Below are 18,090 nucleotides of genomic sequence, written 5' to 3'. Positions count from 1 at the left end.
TGGCCGTCCAGGTCGGGAGCGGCTTCTACTGTCATCTTCGCTGCGTCCAGATTTTGTCTGTCAACGATCGCCGTGCGCGCCGACGAAGGTGGTGCCGATCTCCGCCATCCGCTCGGCCGCGTACCCGGGATCGATCAACGCCTCGGGGGTGTGGAGTCCGGGCGGCACGGGGGCGCCGCGCAGGCCGAGCAGTCGCTCGACGCCGAGGGCGACGCCGAGCGCCGTCAGCGGGCGCTGCCCCTCCGGGTGGAAGAGGTAGCGGCTCATCCTGAGCGGCGCGCCCGCGCGGTCCACGCCTTCGAGGTCGATCCTGACCTCCGCGGACGCGGGCCCGCCGCGCCGCCTGCCCACCGACTCACCGACCGCGAACGCGAAGCGGACGTTGGGCGCGCCCGTCGCGAGGGCCAGGCTCGGCACGTCGAGGATGGGGACGATCTGGCCGGGCAGCACGGTGCCGTCGACGCCGGTGACCTCCACCTCCGCGTCGGGGCCGCTGACCCAGTGGAAGACGCCGTCGCGGCGGACGTGCCCCGCCGAGGTGGCGGCCAGCAGGCGTTCCATGTCCGCCATGGCCGCGGGCCCGCCGCCGTCCTGTTCGTCCAGCACGCCGCTGACCTCGATGGTGTCGAGCCGGTCGAACTCCTTGGCGAGGCCGAGCACCGCGAGGACGACGAGCCCCGCGTACCAGTGGCTGGCCAGCAGGATCGGCGCCGCGCCGGCTCGCAGGCCGGCGGCGACCACCTCGGGTCCGAGGTCGACCAGGCCGCTGGAGATGCTGACGTACGGCAGGCCGCGGTCCTGTGCGAAACGCAGTCCGTTCAGGTGGCTGTCCCACACCGTTGCCACGACCGCCGAGTAGCCCTCGGTCTCCTGGAGGCCGAGGTCGCCTCGCGCGCCCACGGCACCGACAGCCTCACGCTGCTCAGCCTGGCGGAGGCCGCCGGAGTGAGCAGGCCGATCGTCTACGACCACTTCGGCACCCGCCCCGGCCTGCTGATCGCGCTCTACCGGCGGCTCGACGAGCGGCACCGGGCCGCCGCGGAGGAGGCCCTGCGTGACGCCCCGGCCGTCCCCCGCGAAATCGCCCGCGTCCTGAGCGCCGCCTACTTCGCCTGCGCCACCGACATGCCGGAGTGGACCGCCATCTCGGCCGCGCTCAAGGGGAGCCAGGAGATGGAGGAGATCGAGCGCGAGTTGCTCGACGGCTACACGGACCTGATGGTCACCGCCCTGCGGCCGTACTCCGGGCTCACGCGGGAAGCCCTCCGGCTCCGCTGCGTCGGCGTGCTGGGCGCGGCCGAGGCGATCGCCGCGGAGCTGAACCGAGGGCGTGCCACCGTCGCCGCGGCCATCGCGGCGCTGACGGACCTGACCGTCGACGGCATTGACACCGGAGCTCAGGACTGACGCTGTCGCGGCCCGTCACACGGAGGTGTCCGGCGAGGTCGCCGATCGGGCGTGCCGGAGTCGTGGGTTGACGTCGGGAAACGAGCCGTCGCCGAACAGGATCCGCGCTGCCAGGGCACGACCGGCGCGGCTGCGGAGCGCGCTCACCACGGCCTCCGCCGCGGCGGGGGACCGGATGCCGGCGAACAGGCGGCGCAGCAGCAGCCGGCCGCGGAATCGTGTCCGCAACGCAGACCCGTCATACCGGCTCAACGCGCGGGGGTCGCCGGTACGCAGGTACACGGCGGTGACCGCCGCGGCCAGTTCGGACATCCGTAAGCAGGGATCCAGCCCACCGGCCGTCAGCGGCGACACCGCGCCCGCCGCATCTCCCACGAGCAGCCCGGCCGGGCAGGCGAGCCGTCGCAGCACGCCGCCGACCGGGATCGGTCCGCCTCGACGGCCGACGGGACCGGTCGGCGTCGCTCGGCCGGGCGCGTCTGCGGCGAAGGCGTCCAGCAGGTGGCGGACGCCGGTGGGCATCGCGTCGGGATAGCCCGCGACGCCGACATGCGTGTCCCGGCCGTCGTCGATGACCCACCCCAGGTATCCGGGAGCGATCCGGGGGTCCAGCACGCAGTGGAACGCCGGGGTGGTCGTGCCCGACGCGACGGAGTGGAGGATCTCGGCGCCGACGAGGAAGCTCCGGTTGGCATCGAGGCCGAGATCACGGGCCACCCGGGAGCGGGCGCCGTCCGCGCCGACGATGAACCGGGCCGTCACCGGTTCCGCACCCGTGAACCGCACCAAACCCATCGACGAGTCGACATACCGTATGCCCAGGACGACCAGTGCCCCGGCCGACTCCGCCGCGCGACGCGCGTGCTCGTAGACCGCGGCCATGTCGGCCACGCGGTACTCGTCCCGGTCGCTGGTGAGCCGGATCGGTGCCCGCCGCGACGGCGGATAGAGCAGCACGTCCCGGACACCAGGCCCCAGCAGGTGGTCCGGCAGGTCGAAATCATCGAGTGTGCGACGCACGAAGATCCCCGTCGTGCGGATGCCAGTCGACAGCGACCTGCGGCGGTCGACCACCATCACATCCAGTCCCCGTAGCGCCAGCAGACGGGCTGTGTGCAGGCCGGCCAGCCCCGCACCCACGACCAGTACATCCACGGTCCGCATACCATGCGACGGTAGGGGCGACGCCCTGCCCGCCCGACCGTTTGCACGCTACCCGCCCCATACCTTCACACCGTCGCCACACGCGGGACCTGCGGCTCCGCCGGCCGTCACTCTCACCGGCCCGCGCGCAGGGCCTGCATGAACCAGCCGAACAGCGGCGCCATGCTCGGCGGCGCCGGCCAGCCATTGATCACGGCGAGCAGCTGCAGGTAACGCTCGGCGAACGGTTCGTCGGCCACCTCCAGGCGGTCCAGCATCCAGTCCCGCAGACGGGCGTCGTCGGCGCGGCCGAAGGTCTGCGCGTACCGGGTGGCGAGGGCGCCGACGATGGCGGCCGCCTGCGGCGACGCGGAGTCCACCCCCGCGGCCACCGCCGCGCCGACGCGGTCGCGGACCTCCTCGGTGAGCTCGTGGTGCAGCCCCGTGGTGTCGCCCTGGGCGCGCTCGGCCGCCTGGTACTCGGCCAGCCGGCGGACCGCCGCGCGAAAGTCCGGGTTCTGGACCAGTTCGGCCAGCTCCACCCAGGCGTCCACCTGCGCGGGATCGGGGTCGTCGGGCAGGTCCGGCATGGCCGAGCGCATCATCGCGACCCACTCGGGGTTGGCGTCGAGATCGCCCAGGACCTCGTCGATGAAGTCGGTGACGAGGCGGTGGCGCTCCTCGTTGGAGAGTTTGGCGAGCCTGTGCATGAGTTCCGTCTCCTCTAACGTCGATCCCCGTCTGGCCACCACGCGCAGCACGGCTCGGCGCAACCGCAGGACGCGGATCTGCCTGTCCAGCGCCTCGGCGTACTCCTCGGCGACCTGCGCCACCGGAAGATCACGGTCCAGCAGGCGCTGTACGGTGGGCAGATCGATCCCCAGCTCGCGCAGCGCGCGCACGTACTCCAGCCGGGCCAGCGCGCCGACGTCGTACAACCGGTAACCAGCGGGACTACGGGTGGTGGGCGGAACGAGCCCGCGGTCGGAGTAGAACCTGATCGCCTTCACCGTGAGCCCGGTGCGCCGGGCCAGGTCTCCGATCGTCAGCAGCGCGTCGCCGTCCATGAGCACACTCTGCCGCCTCCCCTCAGGGGAGGCTCAACCGCAGAACCGGGGTCTTCACGTGGGGCCCGGTGAGGAGCAGAGCCTTGGAAGGTCGCCTCCCGCATCGTGGCTGATGACGACTTCACCCCCCTTCGCGTCACCTACCGGACGATCGGGCGTGACACCTCCCGCCGCATCCGCGCATGGGCGAGGGCGAACGGCCATCCCGCCAGTGACCGTGGCAGCAGCCTCGGTGGCATCTCCACGGTCGTTCTCGCCCGCGGGCTCGACGGGCGCGAGGTGCTCCGCCGGCTCGGCGCCGCGGACGCGGACATCCGGCCGATCAGGGACGCGGACCACACCATGCCGGAAGGACCGGAGATCGTCACCGTCAGGCGGATCGGGGACGCCGCCCCGTTCTCGGCGCCGCCGTACCCGGTGCCTGTGTCTGACCCCGGACGCCGTCGAAAAGGGGAAGACGGAGTCCGGGCGGGTGTGTCAGCATGCGGCACCATGGCGGAGTACGAGCCGAGCGACGAGACCCTGGCCGTCATCGCCCGACGGCACGGGGGCGCCGCCGGGCAGGTGCGCCCGCTGGCGGGGGGCGTGGCCAACCGGGTCTACCTGCTCGGGGACGACCTGGTCCTGCGCGTCCCGCGGGCCGGGCGGTTCCTGCCCGACCTGGTCAAGGAGGCCGCGGTCATCCCCGCCGCCCGGCGCGCGGGGGTGCGCGCTCCGGAGGTCGTCGCCTTCGACGACACCTGTTCGGTGGCGGGCGTGCCGTACATGGTGCTCGCCCGGGCGCGGGGAGCCGACCTCGCGGATCTGGACCTGCCCGCCGCAGGCATGGAACGTGTCTTCCGCGAGGTGGGACGGGAGCTGGCGAAGCTGCATCGGCTGTCCCCGGCCACCGCCCCCGCCCTCGCCGCCCTGCCCGTGGACGACGGCGCGGCGGACCCCTGGGCGCTCACCGGGCGTCTGCTCGAGGAGGGGTGGATCGACGCCGGGCACGCCCGCTGGCTCACGGGTTGGCTCGACCGGCTCTCGGCGCGTCTCCCCGAAGACCCTCCGGTGGTCCTGGTCCACGGCGACATCGCGCCGCAGAACCTGGTCGTCGCCCCGGAGACGGCTCGGCTCGACGCGATCGTGGACTGGGGCGACGCCCAGTGGGCCGACCCGGCCACGGACTTCGCCAAGATCCCCCTGAACGGCGTCCCGGCCGCGCTCGACGGCTACCGGCGGGAAGCCGGCGAGGGAGCATGGGAGGCCGGCGAGGGAGCATGGGAAGCGCGGGTGCTGTGGTTCCATCTCGTCTGGGCGCTCGGACGCCTGGCGGATCCGGTGCCGCGCCCGCGCGAACGCCACTGGAGCGCCCCGCCGGCCGGCCGGCTGCTGGGCCTGCTCCGCTTCTTCGCCTCGGGCCCGCCGGCCCCCTGGGACTCCCTGGCCTGAACCCCGCCGCGCCGATGGCGGGGCGGGTTCAGGTGAGCAGGTGCGCGGCGAGCAGCTGCCACTGCCGGACGGCCGGCTCCCGCTGCCGGACGGCGGGGGAGTGGGGTTCGCCGGTCACGACGTGCAGGCTGACGTGGTCGGCTCCGGCGTCGAGGTGCTGCCGGACGCGCTCGGCGACGTCCTCGGCGCGGCCGTGGGCGACGATCGCCGCGACGAGCCGGTCGTCGCTCGCGTCCGGGGCGGGGTGTCCGAGCCCGCGCAGCAGTTCGCGGCGGTTGGGCAGGGCGGCCGCGGCCGTGGCGCGGGCCGCTTCGGCGGTGTGCGCGCGATCGTCGCCGAGCACGCACAACTGGGTGACGGCCAGGAAGCGGTCGCCGCCGAGCGTCTCGCGGGCGGTGCGGGTGTACTCCACCGGCATGCCGAGCACGGTCGCGCCCCACGCGCGTCCGGCGGCCAGGGCGAGCATGCCGGGGTCGAGGGCGGCCAGGACGCGGTGGGGCGAGGCCGTCGTGCCGGGCGGCCCGAACGGGGCGGCGTCGAGCGCGTCGAGGTAGGCGCGCATGGTGGCCAGGGGCGGGCCGAAGCGGTGTCCGCGGACGTCCTCGGCCAGGCTCGGGTGGCTGTCCCACAGGCCGAGCAGGAACCGTCCGGGGAAGGCCTCGTCCAGAGTGCGTTGCGCGGCGGCGGCCGTGACCGCGTCGCGGGCGTAGACGTCGGTCGTCCCGGCGGCGACGGTGATCCGCCGGGTGCCCGCCAGCAGGATCGCGGCCTGCGCGACGGCCTCGCGCCCCGAGGTCTCGGGGATCCACAGGGCGCCGTAGCCGAGGTCCTCGATCGCGGCCGCGGCCCGCCGGACCTCGGGCGCGGGGAGCGCGTCGAAGTCGCCCGCCCAGATGCCGACGCGGCCGAGGGTGGGGGTGCGGGCCGTCATCGCGCGTCCTGGTCGGCGGCGCGCGTGGAGTCCAGGTACGCGGCGATCTGGGCCGCGCCGGTGCGGGCCAGCCAGGTGGGGAAGTCCATGGCGGCCGGGAGGATGCGCCGGGTGGCGGCGATGTCCGCCTGGTAGCCGTGCTCGTCGAGCCATCGCATGGCCTGCGCGAAGTCCTCGTCGACGCTCCGGATCACCTCGATCGGGATCCGGACGTAGGGCAGCGAGATGCCCAGCGCCGTCCCGATGGCCTCGGCCACCTGGACCGGCGTGAGCTCGTCGGCGGCCAGGGAGACCGCCCGCCCGATCCACTCCTCCGGCCGGGCGAAGGCCAGGGCGGTGACGGCGCCGACGTCGTCGACCGCCATGAGCTGCTGGACGGTGTCCGGTGCGATGCCGGTGGACAGGGTCCCGTCGCGCAGCGCGTAGCCGCCGGTGAAGTTCTCCATGAAGGAGACCGGCCGCAGGATCGTCGCGGGCAGGCCGAGCTCGGCGATGCGCCGCTCGATCCGCCACTTGCTGACCAGGTTCACCGGCACCTTCTCGCCGGGGTGGCGGTCGGCGCCGGCGACCGAGGTGAACACCAGGTGCCCGACGCCGGCGGCGTGCGCCGCCTCGGCGACGTTCACGCCCCAGCGCACCTCGTCCTCGGTGGTGAAGTCCGGTGCGGTGCCGGGCGAGCCGACCGTGGGCTGCACGCTGAACAGCCCCCAGGCGCCCTGGGCGGCGGCGGTCAGGGCGCCGACGTCCTCCATCCGGGCCGGTACGAGCTCGGCGCCGGCCCGCGCCAGGGTCCGGGCCTGGGCGCCGTCCGGGTCGCGGGTGAGCGCCCGCACGCGCCAGCCGTCGCGCAGCAGGTGCCGGGTCACGGCCCTGCCCTGCAGGCCCGTCGCCCCTACGACCACGACGGTCTTGTTCGTCGGCGTCACTGTCTCCTCTTCCTCCGCGCGCAGGCGCGACTAAGTGGGGTGCCACTCCGTTTAACGTCTGCGATGATACGGAGGGCCACCCCACTTAGCAAGGCGGCAGGGGTCCGTCAGCGTGCGACGGCGAGGAGATGGGCGCTGGCGTTGATCAGCAGAGGGTCCCGCTCCGCGACGCGGGCGCACCGGATTGCCGCCTCCACGAGCCGGTCGAACTCTCCTTCCCCGGCGGCGTCCAGCGCGGGCCAGGCCGGTCCTTCGACCCCGTAGACCTCCACGTCCCTCAGCCCCGCGCTCTCCAGCTCCGCCCGCAGGCCCGCCGCGGTGTGGAAGTGGGCGGGCACGAAGCCGAGATGCCCGTCGTAGTCGCCGGTGGCGATCAGGTGCCGCACCGCGGCGGCCATCCCCTCGGTGAGCCTCCCGGTCGTGCCCGCCTCCAGGAGCGACAGGTAGCGGCTGATGCCGGCGGCCACCACCACGCCCCCCGGACGCAGCACCCGGCGCGCCTCGGCGAGCGCCCGCGCCCGGTCGGCGGCCTCGGTCAGGTGGTAGAGCGGGCCGAGCAGGAGGACGACGTCCGCGCTCCCGTCCGGGGCGCGCAGCCGCCGGGCGTCGCCCACCTCGGCGGTGACGCCGGGCAGCGCCGCAGCGGCCTCGACGTGCGCGGGCACCGGGTCGACCAGGTGGACGTCATAGCCGTCCGCGGCGAGCCACCGCGCGTGCGCGCCCGTGCCGCCGCCGACGTCGAGCACGCGCGCCGGAGGCGGCGTCAACGCCCGCCGCAGCAGTTCACGGGTGCGCCGGTACTCCAGCACGCCGTGCGGCGATCTGGTCAGGCGGGTGCTCTCGGAGGTCTCGGTCGTGTAGAGCTCGACGAGGTCCGTGGTGGCGAGCGGCCGCGTGTAGTGGTCGAAGCCGTCCTCGCCACGCCCCGCGTGAGCGAATCCGGCCCGTACGGCCACGGCCGCCGAGGCGGCGTTCTCCGGCTCGACCCTGATGACGGCGAGGGTGGCGCCGGCCGACGCCGCGTGCAGGCAGGCCAGCTCGACGGCCCGCGTGGCGATGCCGCGTCCCCGCCACCGCGGGTAGAGCCCGTAGGCGAGGTTGACCTGCCCCGCTGGCAGGTACGGCTGGTCGAACTGCACCTCGACCGTCCCGGCCAGCACCGGAGGCGTGCCGACGCGCACGCCGAACGCGTGGACCGGCCCGCCGGCCCGCCACTGCTCCTCGCACCGCCGCAGGTGCGCCCCCACCGTGGCGGGCGTGCCGGGGCCGCCGTTGAGGTAACGGACCAGCTCGGCGTCCTCGCCGGCGAGGTGCGCCTCCGCGTCGTCCATGGTCAGCGGGGACAGCGCGACGTCGCCGTCGGGCGATCTGAGTTCCTGTCGCACGCGACGAGTCTCGCCGGGCGTGGAGAGGCCACGCCACCCGATATTCAGGCGTCCCCGGGTTCCGGCCGGAGGAGGCGGGCGCGGCTGTTGGCGAGGTGGACGCGGGCGGCCGCGCGGGCCGCGTCGGCGTCGCCGCGCGCGATCGCCGCGTAGATGTTCTGGTGCTCCGCCACGATCCCCGCGAACCGGCCGCCCGGGTCCAGGCGCTCCCGCGGAACGACGATCATGGACGGTCCCAGCGCGGAGACCAGATCGGCGAAGTGGTGGTTGCCGGTCGCGAGGGCGACGCGCAGGTGGAAGCGGTAGTCGGCGTTGACCGCCGCGCTCGGGTGGTCCGCGGCGTCCGCGAACGCCTCCAGCGCCTCGCGCAGGCCGGCCAGGTGCGCGTCCGTGCGGCGGCGGGCGGCCAGCGCGGCGGCCTCCACCTCGAACGCCGTCCGGAACTCCAGCAGCCCCGTCACCTCCTCCAGCGTGACCTCGCCCTGCGGGCCGGCCGGGAAGCGAGCCGTGGCGGGTCGGGCGAGGACGAAGGTGCCCCGCCCGTGGTGCGTCTCCACCAGGCCCGCCGCCTGCAGCCGGGAGATCGCCTCGCGGACGACGGTCCTGCTCACGCCGTACGTCTCGACCAGGCTGCTCTCGGTCGGCAGCCGCTCGCCGGGACGCACGACGCCCTCCCGGATGCGCGCCGTCAGGGTCTCGACCAGGCGCTGGGTTCGGCTCGTCATCGGCTACCGGCCGCCGAACTCGCACCGGTCGGTGGTCCACGCGCGGGCCCGCCCGCTCGGGGTGAGGCCGAGCCCGGGTCGCGACGGCACCAGCATGCGGCCGTCGCGGATCTCCAGTCGCTCCTCGAACAGCGGCTCCAGCCACTCGAAGTGCTCCACCCACGGCTCCAGCGCGTACGCCGCGGCGAGGTGCACGTGGATCTCCATGGCGAAGTGCGGGGCGAGCTGGAGCCGGGCGTGCTCGGCCAGGCCGGCCAGGCGCAGGAACGGGGTGATGCCGCCGATGCGCGGCGCGTCGGGCTGGACGACGTCGGCGGCGCCCGCCCGGATGAGCTCGGCGTGCTCGGCGACGCTGGTCAGCATCTCGCCGGTCGCGATCGGCGTGTCGAGCGAGGCGGCCAGGGCCGCGTGGCCGGCGCTGTCGTAGGCGTCCAGCGGCTCCTCGATCCAGACCAGCCCGTACGGCTCCAGCGCCCGGCCGAGCCGCTGCGCGGTGGGACGGTCCCACTGCTGGTTGGCGTCCACCATGAGGGGGACGGCGTCGCCGAGGTGCTCGCGGACGGCGGTGACGCGGGCGAGGTCCACGCGCGCGTCCGGATGCCCGACCTTGATCTTGATGCCGCCGATGCCGCGTTCCAGGGCGGCGGTGGCGTTGTCCAGGACCTGCTCGACGGGCGCGTGCAGGAATCCGCCGGAGGTGTTGTAGCAGCGCACCGAGTCGCGGTGGGCGCCGAGCAGCTTGGCGAGGGAGAGCCCGGCGCGCCTGGCCTTGAGGTCCCACAGGGCGATGTCGAGCGCGGCGACGGCCTGCGTGGACAGGCCGCTGCGGCCGACGGACGCCCCCGCCCAGACGAGCTTGTCCCACAGGCGGGCGATGTCGCTGGGGTCCTCGCCGAGCAGCTCGGGGGCGATCTCGCGGGCGTGGGCGTACTGCCCGGGGCCGCCGGCCCGCTTGGAGTAGCCGAACCCGAAGCCCTGGTGACCGCTCTCCGCCCCGATCTCGGCGAACAGGAACGCGATCTCGGTCATCGGCCGCTGCCGCCCGGTGAGCACCTTGGCGTCGCTGATCGGGGTGCCGAGGGGGAGGGTGACGGACGACAGCCGCACCCAGGTGATGCGGTCGGAGGGGGAAGCCATACGAGTCATCGTACAACTCCAGATGTTGTCATATGACTACGGCTCAGACCGCGGACCAGCCGTTGTCCACCGCGAGGATCACGCCGTTGACGTTGGCCGCGGCGGGGGAGGCGAGGAAGACGATCGCCGCGGCCTGCTCGTCCGGGTCGCAGACGCGGCCCGCGTTGGCCAGGTACGACATGACGACCGACGGGCCGAGCGCGTCCTGGTCGATCTCGACCCGGATGTTGGTGGCGGTGCCGCCGGGGGCGACGGCGTTGGCCCGCACGCCCTTGTCCCGGTACATCACGGCCAGCGACTTGGTCAGCCCGGCGATGCCGTGCTTGGAGACGGTGTAGGCGGCGCCGGCCGCGCTGCCGCGCAGCGCCGCCTCCGACGCGGTGTTGACGATCGCCCCCGCACCCGAGGCCATGAGGTACGGCAGGGCCGCCCGCGTCAGCACGAACGGCGCGGTCAGGTTGACCCGCAGCACCGTCTCCCACTCCTCGTCGCCGGTGTCGCCGGCCGCCGACATGCGGTCCATCACGCCCGCGTTGTTCACCAGCACGTCGATGCCGCCGAACGCCTCCACCGCCGTCGCCACCACCCGCTGCACGACCGCCCGGTCGCCGAGGTCGCCGACCACGCTGACCGCGGTGCCCCCGGCGGCCTCGACCTCCGCCACCACGGCCCGCGCCCGCTCGCCGTCCAGGTCCGCGATCACCACGTTCGCCCCCTCGGCCGCGAAGCGCAGGGCCGCCGCCCGGCCGATGCCGGAGCCGGCTCCGGTGACGATGACGCTTCTGCCGCGCAGACCCGTGGCGGTGCTCATGGCGGGGCTCCTTCGCTCGACCGGCCGGGCCGTCCCCGGCCGCCGAGGCAATGATCACTCCCTTGGAACGATCTCCACAATGGAGCGGGGCTCACGTTCGTCGCAGGTCGGCGATCGGCAGGCGCCGGAAGGCGATGGTCTCGTACGCGGAGAAGTCGCCCGTCTCGAACAGCAGCCCCACCGTGCCGGCGTCCACGCGCACCAGGTCGGAGTAGGCCGCGGGCAGCCCCGACACCGTGTGCGCGACGCTCCAGGTGACGCCGTCGTCGTGGCTGACCCGCACGGTCATCACCGCCCGCGCGTCCGGGACGCCCGGGCCGGACAGCAGCAGCACGCGGGGATCGTCCCAGGCCAGGACGCTGCACTCCACGACCGGGCACACGACCCCGGCCTGCGGGCGGAACGGCCGCTCCAGCGTGCGCCCGCCGTCGGCCGAGTACGCGTCGGCGCGGGTGCCGGGCGCGGTGGAGTCGGTGCGGCAGTTGAGGTAGAGGCGGCCGCCGGGCAGCTCCGCGGCCGTCGTCTCGTTGACGTTGACGTACCCGTCGGGCCTGTCGTCGGCGTACCCGATGCTCCAGGTGCGCCCGCCGTCGTCGCTGAGCAGCGCGTGCCCGCCGTCGTACTTGCCCTCCGTGCCGTCGTCGGCCCCGGCGGGCGGGAGCGAGTGGTTGGCGGGCACCACGATCCGCCCGGCGGCCGGCCCCTGCCGCAGCTCGACGGCGTGCCCGGGACCGGTGGCGTACCAGCGCCACTCCGGCTTCTTGACCGCGGAGGTGATCTCGCGGGGCTCCGACCACGTCGTCCCGTCGTCCTGGCTCGTCTGGACGTACACGCGGCGCCCGTCGGCGGCGGCGACCTGGCCGCGCCGGATCCGCTCCTCGGTGGCGGAGGCGGCGTTGCGCACGTGGACGAGCACCACGCGGCCGTCACGCGTGACTACCGGGGCGGGGTTGCCGGCGGTGCCGCCACGCGGCTCGCGCGCCACGACCTGGAGCGGGCCCCACGTGGCGCCGCCGTCGGACGAACGCCTGAGCACCACGTCGATGCGGCCGGCGTCGCCGGCGGAGTCGCGCCGCCCCTCGGCGAAGGCGAGCACCGTGCCCGCCGGCGTCACCACGGCGGCGGGGATGCGAAAGGTGTGGTAGCCCTCGGTGCCGGCCCGGTACGGCACGGAGGTGGGCGTGCCGGCCCGGTAGGGGACGGAGGTGGGGTGGGCGGGCATGGGCGTCCCTCTCCTGTCGCGGCTGCTCCTCGTGCGGACCCAGCATGATCGCCGCGGCGCGCGGCCACCGGGTGCACACGGGGGAAAGGAGGTGTGAACACCACGGGAGCACCGCGCCGCCCAGGTCATCACGCGGCAAAGCCCTGGCATAGAAGGCATTCGGTTGGGAAGTCGTGAAACTCATCGAATCCGACGAACTGGAGGAAGTCATGGCAGCGCGCTACGTGCTGAAGAAGGCGTCCAACGGCTACCGCTTCAACCTCGTCGCCACCAACGGGCAGATCATCGCCACCAGCGAGTCCTACACCACCAAGGCCAACGCCCTGAAGGGCATCGAGTCGGTCCGCGCCAACGCCGGCGCGCCCGTCGAGGACCAGACGGCCTGATCCCGCTCGACCGGGCCGCGCACCGGCGACGGCCCTACCCGGCCGGTGCCGCCCGCCCGCTCCTGGCCTCGCGGCAGGCCCTCACATAGTCCTGGACCAGCGGCCGCCGGTCGTCGGCGCGCCAGGCCAGGGCCAGCCGGGCCGGCGACAGGCCGCGCACCGGCCGGGTCACCACGCCGCCCAGCGTCAGGAGCGGGGCGTTGCCCCCGGCCAGCAGGCAGACGCCGCGGCCGTCCACCAGCGCCTCGTACGTCTCGTCCGTGCCGGCGATCTCCGCGCCGACGCGCACCGGCCGGCCGCCGCGGGCGTCCAGGCGAGCCAATGATCGCGCAGCGGCCCGGCCGACTCCGGCAGCGCCAGGAACGGCTCGTCCAGCAGCTCGGCGAAGTCGACGACCCCGCGCCCGGCCAGCCGGTGGGTGTCCGGCATCGCCACCAGCCGCGGCTCCTCGGCCACCACCGTCCAGGCGTACCGCTCGGGCGCCGGGACCGGCAGCCACACGAACGCCACGTCGGCCGCGCCGTCGGCCAGCCCGGCCGTCGCGTCCTCCCAGCCGACCTGCCGCAGCCGGACCGTGGCCTCCGGGTGCAGGGCCGTGAACCGCGACCGGATCGCCGGCAGCAGCCCGCCCCGTCCGGGACTCGTGCTCATGCCCACGACCAGCGTGGCGCGCTGCTCACTGCGGGCCCGGACCACCGCCTCCCAGGACTCGTCCCACGCCGCGTTTCGGCCGGGCGATCACCGAGGCGGCCGTCGCCGCCGGGGACGTGGTCGTCGCCACCGCCCGCCGCGTGGCGGCCCTGGACGATTTGGTGGCGGCGCACCCGGGACAGGTCGAGGCGCTGCCCCTGGACGTGACCGACACGGCCGCGATCGACGCGGCGGTACGCGACGTGGCGGAGCGCCACGGGCGGATCGACGTGCTGGTCAACAACGCGGGCCGCAGCCACGTCGGCGCGGCCGAGGAGACCACCGACGCCGAGCTGCGCGACCTGTTCGAGGTGCACGTGTTCGGCCCCGCCGCGCTGACGCGGGCCGTGCTGCCGCACATGCGCGCCCGCCGCTCCGGCGCGATCGTGCAGTTCAGCAGCATGGGCGGGCAGATGTCCTTCGCCGGCTTCTCCGCCTACAGCGCCACGAAGTTCGCGCTGGAGGGCATGTCGGAGGCGCTCGCGCAGGAGGTCGGCCCGCTGGGGATCAAGGTGCTGATCGTGGAGCCCGGCGCCTTCCGCACCGCCCTGTTCGCCAAGATCAGCACCAGCGAGCCGATCGACGACTACGCCGCCACGGTCGGCCCGACGCGGCGGATGGCCGAGTCCGGCGACGGCACGCAGCCGGGCGACCCGGCCAAGGCCGCCGCGGCCGTCCTCGCGGCCCTGGACGCCGAGGACACCCCGCTGCGCCTGCCGCTGGGCGACGACGCCGTGGACGCCATCGTCGGCCACCTCGACTCCGTCCGCGCCGAGATCGCCGCCTGGGAGAAGGTGAGCCGCGACACCCGGCTCGACTGACGGGCGCGACTATGATCGCCGTCTGAGGGAAGCCTGCCTCCATGACCGACGAGGGGCTGGTGTTGCTCATGGCCTGGGGGCAGTTGATCGCGCTGCTCGGCGTACTGACCTACTTCCTGCTGCGCGGGCGGGCATGAGGGCCCTCCTGGCCGCCGTCCTGCTGGTGGTGACGCTCGGCGGATGCGTGAGCCCGGCCTGGGACGACCACGACTACGCGCTCAAGGCGCAGCAGACCACCAAGACGGCGCACTCCGTCGTGGAGATGACACGGCTGGCCGTCCAGCACTCCGGCGAGCTGCACGGGCCGTACCTCAAGACCGTGCTGACCGACGCGGCGGTGGACCTCGGCGAGGTCGCGCAGCAGTTCGGCGGCGTGCAGCCGCCCTCCGACGCCTCCGACCAGGTGCGCGAGCGCACGCTGGAGAAGGTGCAGCAGGCCGAGGACGAGATCGACGCGCTGCTCATCCAGGTCCGGCGGGGCGGGATCGAGCAGCCGCGGCAGGCGGCGGCGCGGCTGGAGAAGCTGGCCGGAGAGCTGCGGTGAAGAAGGCGTTCGCCGTCACGCTCGGCATCCTCACCGCCATCGGCGGCTTCGTCGACATCGGCGACCTCGTGGCCAACGCCCTGGTGGGCGCCCGGTTCGGCATGTCGCTGGCCTGGGTGGTCGTGGTCGGGGTCATCGGGATCTGCCTGTTCGCCGAGATGTCCGGCCGCATCGCCGCCGTCTCGGGGCGGCCCGTCTTCGACCTCGTCCGCGAACGGCTGGGCCCGCGGGCCGGCGTGGTCAACCTCGCGGCGTCCTTCTTCGTCAGCCTGCTCACGCTCGCCGCCGAGATCGGCGGCGCCTCCCTCGCCCTGGAGCTGGCCACCGGCGTCAACTACCTGCTGTGGGTGCCGGGCGTGGCGTTCGTGGCCTGGCTGGTGATGTGGCGGGTCAAGTTCGAGAACATGGAGCGCGTCTTCGGGCTCCTCGGGCTGGTGCTCGTGGTGTTCGCGGTCGCGCTGTGGGCGCTCGGGCCCGACTGGGGTGAGCTGGCCGGCCAGCTCACCTCCCCGCCGCAGGCCGAGGGCGCGCCGACCTACTGGTACTACGCCGTGGCGCTGCTCGGCGCCGCGATGACGCCGTACGAGGTGTTCTTCTTCTCCTCCGGCGGCGTGGAGGAGAAGTGGACGCGCGAGGACCTGACGGTCGCCCGCGCCAACGTGTTCGTCGGCTTCCCGCTCGGAGGCCTGCTGTCCCTGGCCATCGCGGCGTGCGCGGCCACCGTGTTCCTGCCGGTGCAGGCCGAGGTCGAGACGCTGGGCCAGATGATGCTGCCGGTCGGCCTGAGCCTGGGCAGGATCGGGCTCGCGCTGGTCATCCTCGGCGTGTTCGCGGCCACGTTCGGCGCCACCCTGGAGACCGCGCTGTCGTGCGGCTACTCGATCAGCCAGTACTTCGGCTGGCAGTGGGGCAAGCTGGTGCGGCCCGTCGAGGCCGCCCGCTTCCACACGGTGCTGCTGGTGACGGTCGTGCTGGCCGCCGCACTCATCCTCACCACCGTCGACCCGATCATGGTCACGGAGTACTCGCTGGTGTTCTCGGCCGCGGCGCTGCCGCTGACGTACCTGCCCGTCCTGATGATCGCCAACGATCCCGACTACATGGGCGACCACGTCAACGGCAGGTTCACCAACGCCCTGGGCACGTTCTACATGGTGCTCCTCACGGTGGTCGCCGTGGCGGCGATCCCGTTGATGCTCGCGACGAAGGCGGGGCAATGAGAGCCAGAGAGATCCACGCCGGACTGCACCTGCTCGACCGGCAGGTGGTACGCGCCTCCACCGGCAGGCTCGTCTGCAAGGTGGACGACCTGGAGCTGACCGGCGACCCGCCGCACGTGACGGCCATCCTGGCGGGTCCGCTCGCGCTCGGCCCCCGCATCGGCGGCGTGCCCGGCCGGCTCATGGTCGCGGTCGCCGAGCTGCTCAGCCCGCTGGAGGACCCGCAGCCGTGGCGCATCCCCATGCACCTGCTCACCGAGCTGGGCAGCGCCGTCGAGGTGGGCGGAGACCCGGAGGAGCCCGCGCTGGAGACCTGGACCAGGCGGAACATCATCGCCAGGATCCCCGGCAGCGGCACGGAAGAGGTGTCACGGGAGCGGCCCGCCCGCCACGAGCGGCATCCGGCCGCGCGGCTCGGGGCCTACCTCGACAAGCCGGTGCTCGACGCGGAGGGCACGCGCGTCGGGAACGTGGCCGACGTCCGGCTGCGCCAGGACGGCCCGCTGCTGATGGAGGTGCAGCAGGCGTTCACCGTCGCCGAGCTGATCGTGGTGCCGCACTGGCACTCCCGCCTGTTCGGGTACGAGCGCGGCCCGGGAGGCCGGGCTCCCAAGCTGGTCAGCGCCCTCATCCGCGGCCGGTTCGCCGGTGCCCGGCTGGTGGCCTGGGACCAGGTGGAGACCTTCGGGCTGGACGGGTTCGTGCTGAACGTGCCGGCCTCCCGGCTGGCTCCGCTCACCGACCTGTACGAGCCCGACCCGCGCCGCCGATAGCCTCACCAACTCTTGGGACCCCCGAGGGCACCGGCCGGTCGACCGGGCCCGCCGCCCGCTCCTAGCGTGGGACGTGCGGGGATGACCCGGAGAGGGGAGGCGGCGATGTTCGTCCAGGTCTTCCAGGGACCGGTGGCCGACACGGGGGAGGCGCGCGAGGCGCTCGACCGGTGGGCGCGCGAGCTGGCGCCCGGTTCGTACGGCTGGCTCGGCACGACCGCGGGCGTGACCGAGGGAGGCACGCTCGTGGCCGTGGCCCGCTTCGAGTCGCGGGAGGAGGCGCGGCGCAACTCCGACCGGCCCGAGCAGACCCAGTGGTGGATGGAGACGGCCAAGCTGTTCGCCGGCGAGGTGACCTTCCACGACTGCGACCAGGTGGACGTGTACCTGCGCGGAGGGTCCGACGCGGCGGGGTTCGTCCAGGTGATCGAGGGCCGGGTCGGCGACCCGGCGCGCGTGCGGGAGCTGCTGCGCCGCTGCGAGCCCGACCTCGCCGGGTTCAGGCCCGACCTCATCGGCGGTCTGGCGGCCGTGTCCCCCGAGGGGGACTACGTCGAGACCGCGTACTTCACCTCCGAGGGGGAGGCCCGCATGGGCGAGCGCGCGGAGCCGCCGGCCCGGCTGCGCGAGGAGTTCGAGGAGCTGATGAGCCTGTTCGAGACCTCGCCGGTCTACCACGACCTGCGCGACCCCTGGTTCTACTCCCCGGGGGCGTAGGGCGGCCCCGGACGCCTCCGGGGCCGCGGCCCGCGACCCGCGTACCGAACGAGGTTTCGACGATGACCACGCGGAAAGTCGTAGCGCGTCGGAGTGTCATCGGAGGCGGAAGGGCGGCCCAGGTGGACCAGGGGTTGAAGGGCAGGAACGAGACGGCGCGCGCGCGTGCCGACCGCAACTTCGTCGAGCTGCTGCAGGGCGCCCGCGTGGCGGTCACCGGGGTCCAGGTGCTGTTCGCGTTCCTGCTCACGGTGCCGTTCTCGCCGGGCTTCGAGCGGCTGGGCGAGGGTGACCGGCGGCTGTTCTACGTCGCGCTGGTCAGCGCGGCCCTCGCCTCCATCTGCTACATCGCGCCGGCGACCCAGCACCGCGTGCTGTTCCGGCAGGGGCTGAAGGAGACGCTGGTACGGCGCTCCAACAGGTACGGCATCGCGGGGGCGCTCGCGCTGGCCGTGTCGATGACCGCGGCCACCATGCTGGTCGTGGACTTCCTGTTCCACAGCGTGATCGGCATGGTCACGGCGGGGATCGTGGCGCTGGTGGCCGCGTGGGCGTGGTTCGGTCAGCCGGCGCTCGACCGCAACCGGCTGCCGGAGGACGGCGGCGGCGCCGACGACCCGAGCTGACGTGTCCCTCCCTGTGGGCGTGCCAGGGGTGACGAACGGCCCCCGGCACCGTATAAGGGGGAGGACGCGTTTCGCCCGCCCGCCGACGGCCGGCGGCGAGACGAGCCGAGGGCGGTCTCGCCGCCGCG

Annotated in this window: 21 protein-coding genes; 9 read left to right on the top strand and 12 right to left on the bottom strand. The window is 74.1% G+C overall.

Annotated elements, in window-relative coordinates; genetic code table 11:
* Positions 1-60 precede the first annotated feature (60 nt).
* Positions 61-900, bottom strand: coding sequence for a hypothetical protein (locus HD595_RS43395; RefSeq protein ID WP_253780117.1), 840 nt, complete (start codon positions 898-900; stop codon positions 61-63).
* A gap of 45 nt (positions 901-945) precedes the next feature.
* On the opposite strand from HD595_RS43395, the gene HD595_RS43390 reads away from it, so the two are divergent.
* The gene (locus HD595_RS43390) at positions 946-1,407 is read left to right on the top strand and encodes a TetR/AcrR family transcriptional regulator (RefSeq protein ID WP_253780116.1); all 462 of its coding nucleotides are present in this window, start codon (positions 946-948) and stop codon (positions 1,405-1,407) included.
* 15 nt (positions 1,408-1,422) lie between these two features.
* Here the strand turns inward: HD595_RS43390 and HD595_RS43385 are convergent, their stop codons facing one another.
* Together HD595_RS43385 and HD595_RS43380 are read right to left on the bottom strand one after the other, a co-directional pair.
* The gene (locus HD595_RS43385) at positions 1,423-2,571 is read right to left on the bottom strand and encodes an FAD-dependent oxidoreductase (protein ID WP_253780114.1); all 1,149 of its coding nucleotides are present in this window, start codon (positions 2,569-2,571) and stop codon (positions 1,423-1,425) included.
* A 113-nt stretch (positions 2,572-2,684) separates the two neighbouring features.
* Positions 2,685-3,617: a MerR family transcriptional regulator gene (locus HD595_RS43380; protein ID WP_253780112.1), complete on the bottom strand. Its 933-nt coding sequence runs from the start codon at positions 3,615-3,617 to the stop codon at positions 2,685-2,687.
* Between the two features lie 105 nt (positions 3,618-3,722).
* Here HD595_RS43380 and HD595_RS43375 point away from each other — a divergent pair, with 105 nt between their 5' ends.
* Positions 3,723-5,048, top strand: a complete 1,326-nt coding sequence (locus HD595_RS43375) for a phosphotransferase (protein ID WP_253780110.1) — start codon at positions 3,723-3,725, stop codon at positions 5,046-5,048.
* A 28-nt stretch (positions 5,049-5,076) separates the two neighbouring features.
* Here HD595_RS43375 and HD595_RS43370 read toward each other — a convergent pair whose 3' ends face one another.
* The 7 genes from HD595_RS43370 to HD595_RS43340 all read right to left on the bottom strand — a co-directional run bounded on the left by HD595_RS43370 (position 5,077) and on the right by HD595_RS43340 (position 12,185).
* Positions 5,077-5,979, bottom strand: a complete 903-nt coding sequence (locus HD595_RS43370; protein ID WP_253780108.1) for an LLM class flavin-dependent oxidoreductase — start codon at positions 5,977-5,979, stop codon at positions 5,077-5,079.
* Positions 5,976-6,905, bottom strand: a complete 930-nt coding sequence (locus tag HD595_RS43365; protein ID WP_253780106.1) for an NmrA/HSCARG family protein — start codon at positions 6,903-6,905, stop codon at positions 5,976-5,978. The genes HD595_RS43370 and HD595_RS43365 overlap by 4 nt, the downstream gene beginning before the upstream one ends.
* 107 nt (positions 6,906-7,012) lie before the next feature.
* Positions 7,013-8,290, bottom strand: coding sequence for a GNAT family N-acetyltransferase (locus tag HD595_RS43360; RefSeq protein ID WP_253780104.1), 1,278 nt, complete (start codon positions 8,288-8,290; stop codon positions 7,013-7,015).
* 44 nt (positions 8,291-8,334) lie between these two features.
* Positions 8,335-9,015 carry a FadR/GntR family transcriptional regulator gene (locus HD595_RS43355; RefSeq protein ID WP_253780102.1) on the bottom strand — a complete coding sequence of 227 codons (681 nt, stop codon included), beginning with the start codon at positions 9,013-9,015 and terminating at the stop codon, positions 8,335-8,337.
* Positions 9,016-9,018: 3 nt separating this feature from the next.
* Complete coding sequence (locus tag HD595_RS43350; protein ID WP_253780100.1) at positions 9,019-10,152, bottom strand: L-talarate/galactarate dehydratase; 1,134 nt, start codon at positions 10,150-10,152, stop codon at positions 9,019-9,021.
* Between the two features lie 43 nt (positions 10,153-10,195).
* A complete protein-coding gene (locus tag HD595_RS43345; protein ID WP_253780098.1) occupies positions 10,196-10,963 on the bottom strand; it encodes an SDR family NAD(P)-dependent oxidoreductase in 768 nt (255 codons plus the stop codon).
* Between the two features lie 91 nt (positions 10,964-11,054).
* Positions 11,055-12,185 (bottom strand): sialidase family protein, encoded by a 1,131-nt coding sequence (locus HD595_RS43340; protein WP_253780096.1) that lies wholly within the window; start codon positions 12,183-12,185, stop codon positions 11,055-11,057.
* Positions 12,186-12,394: 209 nt separating this feature from the next.
* On the opposite strand from HD595_RS43340, the gene HD595_RS43335 reads away from it, so the two are divergent.
* Positions 12,395-12,571 carry a YegP family protein gene (locus HD595_RS43335; protein ID WP_253780095.1) on the top strand — a complete coding sequence of 59 codons (177 nt, stop codon included), beginning with the start codon at positions 12,395-12,397 and terminating at the stop codon, positions 12,569-12,571.
* Between the two features lie 34 nt (positions 12,572-12,605).
* Here the strand turns inward: HD595_RS43335 and HD595_RS43330 are convergent, their stop codons facing one another.
* Positions 12,606-12,809 carry a type 2 periplasmic-binding domain-containing protein gene (locus HD595_RS43330; RefSeq protein WP_253780093.1) on the bottom strand — a complete coding sequence of 68 codons (204 nt, stop codon included), beginning with the start codon at positions 12,807-12,809 and terminating at the stop codon, positions 12,606-12,608.
* The gene (locus HD595_RS43325; protein ID WP_308211349.1) at positions 12,758-13,267 is read right to left on the bottom strand and encodes a LysR family substrate-binding domain-containing protein; all 510 of its coding nucleotides are present in this window, start codon (positions 13,265-13,267) and stop codon (positions 12,758-12,760) included. The genes HD595_RS43330 and HD595_RS43325 overlap by 52 nt, the downstream gene beginning before the upstream one ends.
* Positions 13,268-13,308: 41 nt before the next feature.
* Here HD595_RS43325 and HD595_RS43320 point away from each other — a divergent pair, with 41 nt between their 5' ends.
* The 6 genes from HD595_RS43320 (at position 13,309) to HD595_RS43295 (ending at position 17,962) form a co-directional block, all read left to right on the top strand.
* Positions 13,309-14,082 (top strand): oxidoreductase, encoded by a 774-nt coding sequence (locus tag HD595_RS43320; RefSeq protein WP_308211386.1) that lies wholly within the window; start codon positions 13,309-13,311, stop codon positions 14,080-14,082.
* A 133-nt stretch (positions 14,083-14,215) separates the two neighbouring features.
* Positions 14,216-14,626, top strand: coding sequence for a hypothetical protein (locus HD595_RS43315; RefSeq protein ID WP_253780086.1), 411 nt, complete (start codon positions 14,216-14,218; stop codon positions 14,624-14,626).
* On the top strand, positions 14,623-15,846 hold the full coding sequence (locus tag HD595_RS43310) for an NRAMP family divalent metal transporter (protein WP_253780084.1): 1,224 nt from the start codon (positions 14,623-14,625) through the stop codon (positions 15,844-15,846). Before HD595_RS43315 ends, HD595_RS43310 begins: the two co-directional genes overlap by 4 nt.
* Positions 15,843-16,619 (top strand): hypothetical protein, encoded by a 777-nt coding sequence (locus HD595_RS43305; protein ID WP_253780082.1) that lies wholly within the window; start codon positions 15,843-15,845, stop codon positions 16,617-16,619. Before HD595_RS43310 ends, HD595_RS43305 begins: the two co-directional genes overlap by 4 nt.
* 81 nt (positions 16,620-16,700) lie before the next feature.
* Positions 16,701-17,336 (top strand): hypothetical protein, encoded by a 636-nt coding sequence (locus HD595_RS43300; protein ID WP_253780080.1) that lies wholly within the window; start codon positions 16,701-16,703, stop codon positions 17,334-17,336.
* Between the two features lie 122 nt (positions 17,337-17,458).
* Complete coding sequence (locus HD595_RS43295; protein WP_253780078.1) at positions 17,459-17,962, top strand: DUF6328 family protein; 504 nt, start codon at positions 17,459-17,461, stop codon at positions 17,960-17,962.
* Positions 17,963-18,090: the final 128 nt, after the last annotated feature.

This window comes from Nonomuraea roseoviolacea subsp. carminata (assembly GCF_024172185.1).
GTDB lineage: Bacteria > Actinomycetota > Actinomycetes > Streptosporangiales > Streptosporangiaceae > Nonomuraea > Nonomuraea roseoviolacea.
Note: the sequence above shows the minus strand (reverse complement) of the source record. Positions and strands in the feature narration are given on the sequence as shown.